This is a genomic window from Flagellimonas olearia, assembly GCF_009184425.1.
GTDB classification, from domain to species: Bacteria; Bacteroidota; Bacteroidia; order Flavobacteriales; family Flavobacteriaceae; genus Flagellimonas; species Flagellimonas olearia.
This window is the reverse complement of sequence record NZ_WELG01000001.1, coordinates 572,648-586,257: the sequence shown is the minus strand read 5'-3', so window position 1 is coordinate 586,257 and position 13,610 is coordinate 572,648. Positions and strand designations below refer to the sequence as shown.

Here is a 13,610-nt window from a genome sequence, read left to right as displayed (position 1 = left end):
TAAAATATATCCGTGCTAAAAGTTTGGTTGGATAAGAACAGGGATATTGGCATAGTACTACTACGCCTTTTTGTAAGTATCCGAATCATTTTAGGTGTATTGGACAACGTTTTTCATTGGGAACATATGATTGTGTTTCGGGACTTTTTGGGTAAGTTCCATTTTCCATACCCCCTGGTTGGCGCAATTATTTCTGTTTACGCCCAATTCATTGCTGGGCTACTGGTATTAATGGGATTTAGAATTCGTTTTGCCGCATTCATTCTTATAATAAATTTTATAATCGCCCTATTCATGGTTCATCTCAATGATTCTCTTGAATCAATGACCCCTGCCATGGCCTTATTGTTCTGCTGTATCGTTTTGCTTTTCTATGGTTCGGATAAATATTCAATAGACCGATTCATGCACAGAAAAGATCGTTGAAGCTTTACACGCCAATGACCTTATGGCCAATGTTGTCCATGTTGGCAATAGGTTTTCATAAACTCTTGTCAATTACATTCTATATAGTTTTATATAATTCCATATCATCACGTCCATTGCGTCCTCTTTCTTCAATTCCCTAATAAATGTAGTAGGTAACATTCCTGAGTATTTCTTGAAATTTCGGATAAAATGCGATTGGTCGGCATAGCCATGGCAATAACTTACTTCAGCAAATGATTCAAATGTATTTGAGGAGAGGTTTTTGTAGGTCATCTCGAACCGATACAACTGGAGGTACTTTTTTGGGGAAATACCGACAAAACTCTTAAAGTTCCGTTCCAAGCTGCGTTCAGAGACCTTGTTCTTATCCGCAATCGCCTTCACGGTAAAGTCACGATATTTGTAAAAGTTCAGTAGAATATTTCGAACCAATCCATGGTTTTCCTTAAAAGTTCTGGCCGTAAGCTGCTCAATAAAGAAATTGGTGAGCAATGTAATTTTATCCTTAACGGTGCCGGCATCCCCCAAAGCTTCCATAAAACCACGAGGTACGAAATATGAAATATCGGCAAACTGGTCCTTCTGTTCATTCGGTTTTATCCCAAACATATATCCCAAGGTATCCGGGGCAAAGCTTACGCCAAGATGTGATTGCTGGCGACTGATCCGATAAGACAACGGTTTTGTGATGACCCCGGAAACAAAAAACAAAGGCAAGGTTTCTCCTTCCGCTGTTTTGATGCCACCTTTCGACTGCGTGTTTTGAACGATCAACTTTGGGAATCGGTCGGCCATAATCTTTAACGGTATTTCAAAAGACTCTGGTTTTTGGTGCTCATAAACCCAAAAATATCTTATGTAATTCCTCAATAAGGGATGAGGAAAATAAAAGAATTGTTTTTGCATTCCATTTGTGTTGTTTTGATTGATGAAGGCTTATGTATGATTTCTATGTGTCCTTGTTATACTTGTTTCGGTATTCTATGGGGGTAAGTCCCGTTATTTTCTTGAATACGGTACGAAAGGCCTTGGAATCCGAATACCCCACATCGAACATGACCTCGGAAATATTCTTCCTTGTGCTCTCAAAACTGCGTTTGGCGGCCTCTATTTTCACACGTTGCAAATATTCGATGACCGTATTGTCGGTAGCTTGTTTAAAACGTCTTTCAAAACTCCTTCGACTTACGGCCACCATTCTTGCCAAATCATCCACTATTATCTTTTCGTGATAGTTTTCCTCAATGTATTGCTGCGCCCTTTTCACTTCCTCATCACTATGGTCCTTTTGACCAGTGAACATCATAAATGCAGCTTGACTTTCCCTATCGATATCGATAGCAAAATATTTGGACGCAAGTATCGCTATGTCCCTATCCGTATACTTCTCCAAAATATAGAGCAACAGATTCCAGAACGAGTTAGCCCCGCCACTGGAATAGATACCCCCTTCTTCCGTAATAACACCACCGTCCACAACTTCGACTTCCCCGAACCGCTCTTTAAATTCATTGTAGTACGCCCAATGCGTCGAGCATTTTTTACCATTTAGCAACCCGGTAGAGGCCAATAAAAAGGCACCGACACATAAAGAAGCAACTTCCGCTCCATTGTTGTATTGATGTACGATCCACGGTAGGGTTGCTTCGTTCAATTCAACGGCCTTCCGCATATCCCCAAATATGGGTGGTATTATGATCAAATCTGCCTGTTTGGCTTCCTTCAACAGCAAATCAGTGGTAACGGAATAAACACCATCCTGTACGGTTACCTTTCTCTTTTCTCCTACAAGCTGTACATTGAACAGGGGTTCTTTACCAACAGACTGCAAAAATTGATTGGCTGTGGTAAATAGATAGCGTGGTCCGGTAACCCCTTCGGCAACTGCCGTTTCGGGCACTAAGGTGTAAATTGTTTTCATCCTCTAAAACTAATGAATTTGTTTGGCGGAATCAACCCCTTTAACCGCCGTTATCACACCCTTGGCGTCAGCTAGTTTCTTATCAACTTTGTATAGGACAAAATCAGGGGGATGTATCAAATCATTACATATCTGACGTTTAACGGCAATTGTAGGGAAGCCATGGAGTTTTATAGGGGTTGTATCGGCGGAGAACTGGACGTGCAAACCATATCGGAAACCCCGGAGGGTGAAAAGTTCCCTGATGATTTAAAAAACCTTGTGGTAAATGCAAGTCTAAAAAAGGGCAATATCCTTTTAATGGGAACCGATTTACGGGACGAAGATTTAGTAAACGGCAATACTGTTTCCATTTTGGTTGAGAGTGAAGACGAGTATATAATCAAAAAATATTATAAGAATTTGGAGAAAGGGGGCTCCCCTATCCATCCCTTAAAAAAAAATCATTGGGGGGGACTTTCAGGGGAATTGACAGACAAATATGGACACCATTGGCTGTTCCATTGTAAACGTAGGGAAGAATAAAATTTCTTGTCGTTTTCAATCCATTCGAAAAAAGTAAAAACAGAAAAATAAATATAACAAAGCAAAAATCATGAAACACACATTGTTATCCATGCTCATAATTTTTATGACATTTCTTGGCAGGGCCCAAGATAAGATTGAACCAACAGAATCTGGCTATGCCTCGGTAAACGGACTTCAACTATATTATGAGGTCTATGGAAACGGCAAACCACTGGTGTTGGTACATGGTTCCTATATGAACATACCCTCGAATTGGTCCGAGGTCATTCCAGTCCTATCAAAAGACCGAAAGGTAGTTGCAGTGGAAATGCAGGGTCATGGTCGCACCAAGGATACTGACCGACAGTTTAGCTATGAAAACATGGCGGATGACGTATCCGGCCTGCTCAAATATCTCAATATCGAAAAGGCCGATGTTTTGGGGTATAGTATGGGTGGAGGGGTAGCCTACCAAATGACCATACGCCATCCCGAACAGGTTCGCAGGCTTGTTGTATTATCAGGCACTTATGCGCACGATGGCTGGTGGCCCGATGTAGAGGCTTTATATCCGACAATGACAGCGGATATGTTTAAAAATACACCCATAGAGGAACAGTATCTCAGTTATGGAAACGATCCCGCCAAATTCCCTGATTATATAAAAAAAGTAATAAGCATAGATTTAGAACCTTATGATTGGACAAAAGAGGCAATGGGCATCAAAGCACCAATTTTTATAATCATTGGAGATGCAGACGGGGTACGGTACGAGCATGCCCTTGACCTATTCCGCGCTAAGGGAGGAGGAAAAATGGGTGATATACACGGTTTACCCGAGTCACGTCTCGCCATTATACCCGGAACTACCCATATCGGGATGATGCAAAAAATGGATGTGCTTATCCCGATGATTTCGGATTTTCTCGATTCTGACCTGAATTCGGCACCACCCACTTTTTAAAATGTACTATGGCCAGGAAAGAACACCAAGCAGGGATAAATTCCATGACAAACAACACAGTGACCTTACATCGTGTATTGACAACTACTCCCGAGAGAATATTCAAGGCCTTTTCAAGTCCAAATGCATATGCGCCATGGATACCGCCTTACGGCTTTTTGGGCAAGATGCACCACATGGACTTTCGTAAGGAGGGAACCTATAAAATGTCCTTCACCAATTTTTCAACGGACAAGAGCCATTCGTTTGGTGGTAGCTACCTGGAAATCAAGCCCAATGAGTTGATTCGATATAGCAGCAGGTTTGATGATCCAAACCTTTCGGGAGAAATGACCACAAGCATTCAATTAAACAAAGTCCCTTACGGTACGGAACTATAGGCATCCCAATGCAATACCCATTGAGATGTGCTATTTGGGTTGGCAGGAGTCTTTGGATAAACGAAAGGATCTGGTGGGAACCAAAATTCCCGATGCATAAAATGGTTTAAATCCAGGTGTCCGATTTGTTCTATTACAAAACATTATATAACGCGAAATTTAAAACTTCGAATTCCATTGATGTTAAAAGGAATCGGTCCGACCCATTTTTTGGTCATGGCATTTTGGCATTGTCCAAGGACCACGAAAGGAATTCATGGAATTTCCCAAGGGTTGGTTTACGCTGACAAATTGTCCATGGAAGCGTACTGTTATACATAAGGCAATTGGGGATTCATTGGAACAATCATTTGTACAAAGAAAATACGCGATAGGCGATTCGATTGGCAACATAACACCGGTGAACCGGACATATCAATCCACATCAAATGGCAATTTGCACAAAATCAAAATACCGAATTACCAAACATAAATAATGAGCAGTATAAATTCCAGCAACATGAATAATAAAGAAATAGTGAAGCAAGTTATCGAGGCCTTCTTAAAACATAATGTTGACAAGGCTTTGTCCTTCATGGCCGATGACATCAAAATGGGCTGGCCTGGCTTCTTCAATTTAAAACCTGGCAAAGATGCCATTCGCGAATTCTACCAAAATGTACCACAAATGATTTCCAGTGAGATCGGTGAGTTCATAGAGGAAGGCAATAAAGTGGTGGGTACAGGTGTGGTCACGGCCAGACATGGGGATGGATCTTTAAAGAAAAGTTTTTTCGCCGACGTATACATGTTGGAAAATGGGAAAGTAAAGGAGATAAAAAGTTATATGGTTTTTGAACAGTCCAAAGAAGCATAATTAAAAGTGGATACGGTACTAATTACCGGTGGTTCTGGTAAAATAGCAAGCTACTTTATAAAGAATTGCCATAAAGACTTCCAAATACGGGCAGTTGATGTCCGCACGGATTCCGTCCATTTTCCCAAGAGTGTGGAGATGATTGAAGCTGATTTGGAAAATTACAATGCATGCATCAAAGTCTGCCAAGGGGTACATACCATTGTACATCTTGCCGGAATAGTTGACCCGTTTTCCGAATCAGATAAAATTTTGGATGTAAACATTACAACCACCAGAAACCTATTTAAAGCAGCAGTCGATTGCAATTGCAAGAAACTAATTTTTGCAAGTAGTGCCCAGGTCATTGAAAGTTATCCTGAAGATGTTCAGGCAACAACAGGTATTTTGGTAAGACCAAAGAACGTATATGGCGTGTCAAAGTGCTTTGGAGAGGCGTTAGGGGCTTACTACGCGTATAATAAACATATCAATGTCATTTGTTTGCGTATAGGTGCCTACGAATTCCCTGAGGACCATACCGAAATGAGCAAAAGGGATTTGAGTGCATTCCTACACCCGGATGACTTCAACCACCTTTTAAGGTTGTGTATTGCCGAGAATAACTTAAAATATGAAGTTTTCAATGCCATTTCCGATAATAGGTATAAAAGGCTTGATATTACCGAGACAATCGCAAAACTTGGATATGCACCCAAAGCAGATGCATTTAAATTGTTTCGATCAGAGGTTTGAAAAATTAAATCCCATACCCCATGCAACAAGACCATATATCAGTATACCGTACGACAGTGAAGGCTCCCATTGAAAAAGTTTGGGAAGCCTTGACACAGGCTGAAATCATTGAACTATACTTTTTTGGTTCAGAACAAACCACGGATTGGAAAATAGGGAGACCCATTGTTTGGACCGGGGAATATGAGGGCACTACCTATAAGGATACGGGAGTGGTCTTGGAATTCATTCCAAATGAAAAACTAAGTTACAGCTATTTGAGCAGTTGGGCCGGATTGGAAGACAAACCAGAAAATTATCTGGTCGTAACCTATGAGGTGACCAAAATCATAGCAGGAACAGCACTTACCATTACACAATCCAATTATGATGAAACAAAGAAAAAAGATTCCGAAAAGAACTGGGCTGTCGTAGTGGATGGACTCAAGAAAATAGTGGAACCAAAACAGTGAAAATGGCGTCAATATCGAATAAAATAGTATCCCCAACAGTCCATCGTCCCTTTCAACAAACCTACTTTCATGGAACAAAAGCCGAATTGGGATTAGGGGACTTAATTGAGGTCGGTTACAACTCGAACTATGGAGACCAAAAGAAAGCAAAGTTCATTTTTTTGTCGGCTACATTGGATGCAGCGATTTGGGGGGCGGAACTGGCAGTGGGCAATGGTCGTGAAAGAATATATTTAGTGGAGCCAACGGGACCGATTGAAAACGACCCCGATTTAACCGATCGGAAATTTCCAGGTAACCCTACCATGTCCTATCGTTCCATTGAGCCATTTTTAGTGGTGGGAGAAGTAATTAAATGGCAAGGGCATCCAAAGGAACAAGTGCAGAAAATGAAGGAACATTTGGTCGCATTAAAAGAAAAAGGCATTGATTCCCTTAATGACAACAAATAAAAATCGGACATAGGAACCTCTTAAAGGCGAAGAATAAAGTCCTTCGACCCCGTCATGTTCATCCGGCCCCTCTTTTATCGGTGCAAGCTTGAACAAATTGGGAAATCACATCCCGGTACTGGAAGGGATACCATTAAATTCTTCCATTGTCAATTATGGCACTTTGGAAAATGCGTGTAAAGTATTAGAACAATGAAAACGGCTACCCAAATAAAATTTAGGCAATTGGGCATACTTATGCTCCTATGGTTGTTTTTTGGCTTTGTGATTGCCATCTACGATCATCTACAACTGCACACATACTATTCTTTGGGGCCATCTACAGCCTATTCCTTCTGGAACTCCGTTGTCAGAAACATGGTGCCCGGGTTTATAGGAGCACTCTTGGGTGGTAGCCTTTTGGTATTTTATGTGAACGAAAAGTTTAGGGACAGACCGTATGGGCATACCCTGCTATTTGTAGCGGTAAGTTTTATCCTGATCGTTCTGTTCATAACCTTGGTCATGGGAATGGTCATTGTCCCCAGACAAACGGCAAAACCACTTTCGCATCCCGAAACACATAAAGCTTTCTGGGATTTTGTTACGGACCCCTATCCACTTAAAAATGCCTTGGTCTGGGCCTTTATTGTAGAATTCACACAACTTATGTTGCAAATCAACAGCAAATTTGGACATCGTACTTTTTGGAATATCCTACGAGGACGCTACAATACCCCTAAAGAAGAAAAACGGATTTTTATGTTCCTAGACTTGGACGATTCCACTACACTAGCCGAAACATTGGGCAACGAAAGATACCATAGTTTGTTGAAGGATTTCTTTGCGGATATCACTGATCCCATCATCGACAGCAAAGGAAATATTTACCAATATGTGGGTGATGAAGTAGTGGTGGCCTGGGATTACAAGGAAGGAACAGAAGCCCAGCATTGTCTCAAGTGTTTTTTTGAAATAAAGGAAGTTATGGCCCTAAAGAGCAACTACTATCGGGAACGCTATGGGGAAGTACCTTCCTTTAAGGCAGGTTTCCACTCTGGGAACGTGGTTGCTGGTGAAGTGGGCATTGTCAAGAGAGACATCACCTATTCCGGGGATGTTCTGAACACAACCGCCCGTATCTTGGGAAAGTGCAGTGAACTTAAAGAAGAGATTTTGATAAGTTCCGACTTGTTATCGATATTGGACTTAACCCAGGAATACCGAAGTCGATTGTTGGGCAGCGTATACCTAAAGGGAAAGGCCAAAGAAATTTCCATCCATTCGCTTTCAATGTTTTAAGGCCGTAAACGCACTATGGCGCAATGAACCCCTTCAACCGCCGTTTTCACACCTCCTTTTTAAAAGATAGGGCCCTAATTTTGATTTAAGCAACAACGGAACTATAAGAATCGTGTCCGATTTGTTCTATGTCGAACGATTCGAATTTTGAATTTTTATAGTTTATAAAAACAACATACCATAACCTATCAAAACAATCTATCATGAAAAAAGTAAAAATCATCTTTTGGGTAGCTACCGTGATCATTTTCCTTTTTGAAGGACTAATGCCGTTGAGCACCCTATTGTTCGCCCCGGAATACGCCACGGCAGGAACCGAACCGTTGGGCTATCCTGACTACTTCGCTTATGCCCTTATTATATGTAAGGTACTGGGTGCAACGGCCTTGGTCATACCCAAGCTCCATCCTACGATCAAGGAGTGGGCATATGCAGGCTTGACGTTCAACTTGATATTTGCCTTTATCAGCCATGCAGCAGTGGACAAGAACATTGGCTATATGGCAATGCCCATCGTAATCGGCGCAATTCTTGCCGTTTCGTATATATACAATCGCAGAATCAAGGTCAGCGTCTAAACCAGGCCATAAAACGATTTCACAGAATACGGAAAGTGCCCACATTGATGGGATAGTGACACAAGGCTATATCAAACTTAAAAGGCTTGTCCGCTATCCCTAAATGGTATACGATGACCGAATAAAGTACAAACCTCTATTAAAACCATAATTGGAATGGCATTATTTAACCCAAAAGTTGATGACTATATCGCCGCATCGGAAGATTTTGCAAAACCCATTTTAGAACATTGGCGTCAACTCGTTCACACAACTTGCCCCGATGTGGAGGAAGCGATTAAATGGGGCATCCCCCATTTTGACTACAAAGGGGATTTTATGTGCGTGATGGCATCCTACAAGAACCATTGTTCATTCACCTTTATAAAAGCGGAATTGATGAACGACCCCAGACTGAAGGAAAGTAAGGGCCAAAAACCTATCCAACGCTTTTTGGGCAAAATCACCGCTATTTCAGGGTTACCCCCTGAAAAGGAGTTCAGGGCCATGCTGAAAGAGGCGATGACCCTTAACGAAAAAGGAATAAAAATCAACCCAAAAAAGTCTGAAAAAACCAAAATCATTGAGGTCCCCGATTATTTTGTCAAGGAATTGGAGGCCAATCCAAAGGCCAAAGAAGTTTTTGAATCAAAATCCCCTTCGTTTCGAAAGAACTATCTAGTCTGGATAACAGGCGCTAAAACCGAAGGGACCCGACAACAGCGAATAAAACAATCCCTGGAATGGATTTCCGAAGGAAAGGATAGGTTTTGGCAATATAAAAAATAAGTCCATTCGATCAAAAAACGAACATCACCATAAATACAAATAAGAAAAATGGAAGCAATCAAAATTACCGTAAGCAGTACTATCGCTGCTACCAAGAAAAAGGTCTGGGACTATTGGAACAGACCGGAGCATATTGTCCAATGGAACTTTGCCGATGACTCCTGGCACTGCCCAAAGGCGGAGAACGATTTAAGGAGCGGCGGAACGCTAAAATCAAGAATGGAGGCCAAGGACGGTAGTTTCGGGTTCGATTTTGAGGCCACCTACGACGAAGTTGTCGAAAATGAAAAAATTGCCTACACCATGACTGACGGTAGGAAGGCCTTGACCCTTTTTGAAGATATGGATGGCAAGACCAAGATCACGACCACTTTTGAAGCAGAGAACCAAAATTCGATTGAAATGCAAAAAAATGGATGGCAGGCCATCATCGACAATTTTAAAAAACATGTGGAGAAGTAAACCGATAATTCAATGACCAATATCACGATACCGAAAGATTGCGGCAATTCTCCCCGGCAGGTTTTCATAAAAGAATCTAACACCGCCTTTGCAAAAGGCAATGTCAAGTTCATTATCGACCATGTCAGCGAAGATATTACCTGGTGGATATGTGGAGATCCGGTCTTATGTAATGGAAACAAAAACGGATAGCAATTAATTTCATTTGTGCATGGACAGCTTTTTCTCTAAACGGATGGCAGAGCAGTTTCTTAACCGGTTAAATGTCCTTAATGGGAATACCCTACCCAAATGGGGCAAAATGACCTGCAGCCAAATGTTGGCCCATTGCTGTGAAGTAACCAAGGAAGCCTTGGGGGAAAAGGAAATCATCATGGTAGATCTAGATGAAAAAACCAGAAAACAGATGCTTTTTGAAATCGTAAAAGATGATACCCCCATGCCAACAGGAATCGAGGCGGACGAGGGTTCAGTTATTGATGATGACAGGGATTTTGATACTGAAAAAGCAAGATTCATAGTCACCATCATCAAACTAAAATCCAATCACAAGTCTGAATTTGAAGGCAGGTTGCACCCATTCTTTGGTAATATGACCTCTGAGCAATGGTTGACATTGACCTATAAGCATTTAGACCATCATTTTAGACAGTTTGGGGTTTAAGGACAAGTCAAAAAAACAAGAAGGGAAAAGGAGTGGCTTGGAAACGACATAACATTCCGGTTTGTTCAACTTTCAGCCAGTACAGCAAGATTCGGGTTTTCTGGAGTTTGTCCCGCTCTTACCTTTACCCCATAATAACAAAACATCCAATATGCGATTAAAAGGAATCTTGGGATCGTGCTTATTGTTGGCCACGGTTTTTTTTTCATCGGCCGGTCTACCCGAAAGCAAGGACGATACGCTTAAAAGGAAAACATTTGTTCTCATACACGGGTCATGGCACAGCGCCTGGAACTGGTATAAGGTAACCCCTTTGTTGGAGAAAATGGGCCATAGGGTAATTGCTCCAGATCTGCCGGCAATGGGCAGGGACAAAACTCCTGTGGAAGATGTCCGATTCGATAAAACCGTGAAATTGCTTTGTGAAGTAATTGATCAAATAAAAGGAAAGGTGGTTTTGGTTGGACATAGTAAAAATGGTGTGTTGATTTCACAAATAGCCGAAAACCGCCCTGAAAAAATTGAAAAACTGGTTTACTTGGCCGCGGTTTTGGGCAAAGATGGAACGTCTGCGGTAGATTATTTCAAACTGGATAAGAATGAGATTTTAGGCCCCCATATCATCTATGACTCCCTGACCAATTCATCCATGTTGCTCCCAAGGATATATAAAAAAGGGCTATACCATGATTGTACCGATGAAATCACCGAAATGGCCAAAATCATATTGGGCCCGGAACCTAGACAAACTGCAACCGCCAAGATTTCAATTTCAGGTAAAAACTACGGAAGCGTCCCCAGATATTATATCGAATGTACGGAAGACAGGGCCATTACGCCTGAGTTGCAATAAATGATGTACCGTGAAACGCCTTGTAAAGAAGTCTATAAAATGAAAGCCAGCCACTCCCCTTTTTTTAGCAGACCAAAAGAACTGGTCAATATCTTAATCAAGATCGCCAATGATTGATATGACGGCTGTCATGACTGATGTGGACTGGAAAAAAGTGCCCGAAAATCCGACCAACAAATGGCATGTGACCGTTTCCAAGATTTTGACCGATAAACGATGTGAAAGGCTCACACAAACGTACAGCAACAAAAACGTGCAGCGCAAAATGGTACTTTTGGAACATTACTGTTCTGGTTTGGGTGAGCATGGTTATTTTGACCACCCATTGCCAAACACCATTGGTTTACATGGATTGGCCCCCAACAAGTCGACCAAACATCGAGCATTGGCTTAACCTTTGGGAGCATCGAATCTGGTTTATTCTTAATTGAGTATCATTATTGCTTATGAAAAATTTAGTTTTTGTTTTCTTACCATTGTTGACTTTCTATGTAGGACATACTCAAGATAAAGTGTTTGACACCCATGTCCATATCTGGGATGGAGAAAAATCGGTTAGGGAATACTTGACCCAACTGGACACTACCGATCTCACGGTCACAAAGTTTGGAGGTATTTATATGGCCAAAAAAGGACAAATGGAAGAAACAAGGCTAAAGAACAATGAACTGATTACCCTTTCCAAAAAGTATCCACAGCTTTTGCCAATATGTTCCGTACATCCGATGGATGGTACAGAGGCTATTGCCGAACTGGAACGTATTGTAAAATTGGGGGTAAATAGTATCAAACTCCATCCCCATAAAAACAGTATGGATTTTGATGTTACCGATGAACGCGTCCACTCATTATGTAAAAAGGCTGGTGAGCTGGGCGTCACGGTTTTAATGGACAATGCCAGTATAGTTCCCGGAGATTGTCAAAAACTGTTCGATTTGGCCCTGAGATGCCCCAAGACCAATTTCATCTTTACCCATATGGGGGGTTTGAATTTTCGATTTTGGAACACATTGGCCTTGGCACGGACTGCGGAGGGACTCCTTGGCAACAATATTTATTTCGACATTTCCGCCACCGTAACACTTATTGTGAATTCCCCGCTTGAAGAAGAATTCATTTGGACCATGCGAAATGTTGGTATGGACAACATTTTACTTGGTTCCGACTTTCCACAATTCAATCTGAAGCAGGCCATCGATGCTGTGGAGCAATTGGATTTAACTCAGGAAGAGAAGCAAAAAATACGTTTTGGGAATGCCAAAAAGCTTCTCTTTCCTGACTGAATCACATTAAATACATGGAAGGTGTGGTGCCTGTCCATCTTTTAAATGCCCTTACAAATGCACTCGATTCATTATACCCTAGTGAATAGGCCACGTCCTTTACTTGGTTGTTTCGGTCCTTTAGGTATTCCAGGGCAAGTTCTTTTCTGACATGGTCCACAATTTCCTTGAATGAACTACCCTCCTCCTTTAGCTTTCTCTGTAAAGACCTGGAACTTAAATTGAAATTGGCGGCCACATCGTCAATGGACAATATCCGTAAATAGGAATTGCCCATAATATAGGCCCCTACCCTACTTATCAAGGATTCCCCATTCTCCAAATCCACAGCGTGGTTTTTCAATAACAAAGTTTGCAGGAACTGCTGCATCTTGTAATTAGAAGTGATTATGGGTATTTCCAAAAAGTTCATATCAATGGATATGGCCATGTTCTTGGAATGCCTATAATCCTGGCACCTGAACACACGGCAATATTCATTCAAAGTGTCACTGGTGAAGGATCCACTGATTTGACTCGGGGTCATTTTGTCAACTATCAAGCCATCCAACTCATGTATTATCAAAGCACCAAGAAAATCCCCCATGGCCTTATGATAGTAAGGGTATTGTAAACTGATTTCCTCACTGGCCTGTATCCCTATTTTGACTTTTCCGTCAATCACTTCGGAACTTACTTCAAAGCCTTCGGCAATAAGGGGAACCATGGATGCGCCTTTACCCAGCGCTTCCCCAACTGTCTTGCTAGTGGTGATGATCTGCCCCACTATTCCCAAGGCCGCCAATTGCATGGATTCCCCAAAATGAAGTCCTAACAGGTCATCACCGGAACAATGCATGATCTCTTTCCAAAACACATCCAATTCCCCGATAGTGGGTTCATCGTGAACATCCATCGGTCTTGCGAAAAACGACTCGTCCAATGCTATGTTCCTTAAAGTACAATAGGCCTTTAAAGCTGAAATAAACTGCGTTTGAAAGTCCATATCATTTAAAAATAAACTGTCGTCAAATGACAATCGATTG

19 protein-coding genes are annotated in these 13,610 nt (G+C 41.6%); 16 read left to right on the top strand and 3 right to left on the bottom strand.

Going from position 1 to position 13,610, the window contains the following annotated elements; all coding sequences use genetic code 11:
- Nucleotides 1-12: 12 nt before the first annotated feature.
- A complete protein-coding gene (locus F8C76_RS19060) occupies nt 13-426 on the top strand; it encodes a DoxX family protein (protein ID WP_170283954.1) in 414 nt (137 codons plus the stop codon).
- A 72-nt stretch (nt 427-498) separates the two neighbouring features.
- Here F8C76_RS19060 and F8C76_RS02395 read toward each other — a convergent pair whose 3' ends face one another.
- The gene (locus F8C76_RS02395) at nt 499-1,335 is read right to left on the bottom strand and encodes a helix-turn-helix domain-containing protein (protein WP_152130310.1); all 837 of its coding nucleotides are present in this window, start codon (nt 1,333-1,335) and stop codon (nt 499-501) included.
- Between the two features lie 43 nt (nt 1,336-1,378).
- Nucleotides 1,379-2,350: a GlxA family transcriptional regulator gene (locus F8C76_RS02390; RefSeq protein ID WP_152130309.1), complete on the bottom strand. Its 972-nt coding sequence runs from the start codon at nt 2,348-2,350 to the stop codon at nt 1,379-1,381.
- A 111-nt stretch (nt 2,351-2,461) separates the two neighbouring features.
- Between F8C76_RS02390 and F8C76_RS02385 the strand changes: the two genes are divergently transcribed.
- The 15 genes from F8C76_RS02385 (at nt 2,462) to F8C76_RS02315 (ending at nt 12,585) form a co-directional block, all read left to right on the top strand.
- On the top strand, nt 2,462-2,875 hold the full coding sequence (locus tag F8C76_RS02385) for a VOC family protein (RefSeq protein WP_152130308.1): 414 nt from the start codon (nt 2,462-2,464) through the stop codon (nt 2,873-2,875).
- Between the two features lie 70 nt (nt 2,876-2,945).
- On the top strand, nt 2,946-3,821 hold the full coding sequence (locus F8C76_RS02380; protein ID WP_211372106.1) for an alpha/beta fold hydrolase: 876 nt from the start codon (nt 2,946-2,948) through the stop codon (nt 3,819-3,821).
- Nucleotides 3,822-3,829: 8 nt separating this feature from the next.
- A complete protein-coding gene (locus F8C76_RS02375; protein WP_249042339.1) occupies nt 3,830-4,201 on the top strand; it encodes an SRPBCC domain-containing protein in 372 nt (123 codons plus the stop codon).
- A gap of 499 nt (nt 4,202-4,700) precedes the next feature.
- Entirely contained in the window at nt 4,701-5,057 is a 357-nt protein-coding gene (locus F8C76_RS02370; RefSeq protein WP_152130307.1) for a nuclear transport factor 2 family protein, read from the top strand.
- 6 nt (nt 5,058-5,063) lie between these two features.
- Nucleotides 5,064-5,792: an NAD-dependent epimerase/dehydratase family protein gene (locus tag F8C76_RS02365; protein WP_152130306.1), complete on the top strand. Its 729-nt coding sequence runs from the start codon at nt 5,064-5,066 to the stop codon at nt 5,790-5,792.
- A 20-nt stretch (nt 5,793-5,812) separates the two neighbouring features.
- Nucleotides 5,813-6,244 carry an SRPBCC family protein gene (locus F8C76_RS02360; protein ID WP_152130305.1) on the top strand — a complete coding sequence of 144 codons (432 nt, stop codon included), beginning with the start codon at nt 5,813-5,815 and terminating at the stop codon, nt 6,242-6,244.
- 2 nt (nt 6,245-6,246) lie between these two features.
- A complete protein-coding gene (arr, locus tag F8C76_RS02355) occupies nt 6,247-6,696 on the top strand; it encodes an NAD(+)--rifampin ADP-ribosyltransferase (RefSeq protein ID WP_152130304.1) in 450 nt (149 codons plus the stop codon).
- 192 nt (nt 6,697-6,888) lie between these two features.
- On the top strand, nt 6,889-7,977 hold the full coding sequence (locus F8C76_RS02350) for an adenylate/guanylate cyclase domain-containing protein (protein WP_152130303.1): 1,089 nt from the start codon (nt 6,889-6,891) through the stop codon (nt 7,975-7,977).
- A 203-nt stretch (nt 7,978-8,180) separates the two neighbouring features.
- A complete protein-coding gene (locus F8C76_RS02345; protein ID WP_152130302.1) occupies nt 8,181-8,555 on the top strand; it encodes a DoxX family protein in 375 nt (124 codons plus the stop codon).
- A 156-nt stretch (nt 8,556-8,711) separates the two neighbouring features.
- A complete protein-coding gene (locus tag F8C76_RS02340; protein ID WP_152130301.1) occupies nt 8,712-9,323 on the top strand; it encodes a YdeI/OmpD-associated family protein in 612 nt (203 codons plus the stop codon).
- 48 nt (nt 9,324-9,371) lie between these two features.
- On the top strand, nt 9,372-9,785 hold the full coding sequence (locus F8C76_RS02335) for an SRPBCC family protein (protein WP_152130300.1): 414 nt from the start codon (nt 9,372-9,374) through the stop codon (nt 9,783-9,785).
- 211 nt (nt 9,786-9,996) lie between these two features.
- Entirely contained in the window at nt 9,997-10,449 is a 453-nt protein-coding gene (locus F8C76_RS02330) for a DUF1569 domain-containing protein (protein ID WP_152130299.1), read from the top strand.
- A 151-nt stretch (nt 10,450-10,600) separates the two neighbouring features.
- Nucleotides 10,601-11,302 carry an alpha/beta fold hydrolase gene (locus F8C76_RS02325; RefSeq protein WP_152130298.1) on the top strand — a complete coding sequence of 234 codons (702 nt, stop codon included), beginning with the start codon at nt 10,601-10,603 and terminating at the stop codon, nt 11,300-11,302.
- Nucleotides 11,303-11,411: 109 nt separating this feature from the next.
- Nucleotides 11,412-11,696 (top strand): hypothetical protein, encoded by a 285-nt coding sequence (locus F8C76_RS02320; protein WP_152130297.1) that lies wholly within the window; start codon nt 11,412-11,414, stop codon nt 11,694-11,696.
- Between the two features lie 52 nt (nt 11,697-11,748).
- Nucleotides 11,749-12,585: an amidohydrolase family protein gene (locus F8C76_RS02315; protein ID WP_152130296.1), complete on the top strand. Its 837-nt coding sequence runs from the start codon at nt 11,749-11,751 to the stop codon at nt 12,583-12,585.
- 1 nt (nt 12,586) lies between these two features.
- Here F8C76_RS02315 and F8C76_RS02310 read toward each other — a convergent pair whose 3' ends face one another.
- Complete coding sequence (locus tag F8C76_RS02310; RefSeq protein ID WP_152130295.1) at nt 12,587-13,570, bottom strand: AraC family transcriptional regulator; 984 nt, start codon at nt 13,568-13,570, stop codon at nt 12,587-12,589.
- Nucleotides 13,571-13,610 lie beyond the last annotated feature (40 nt).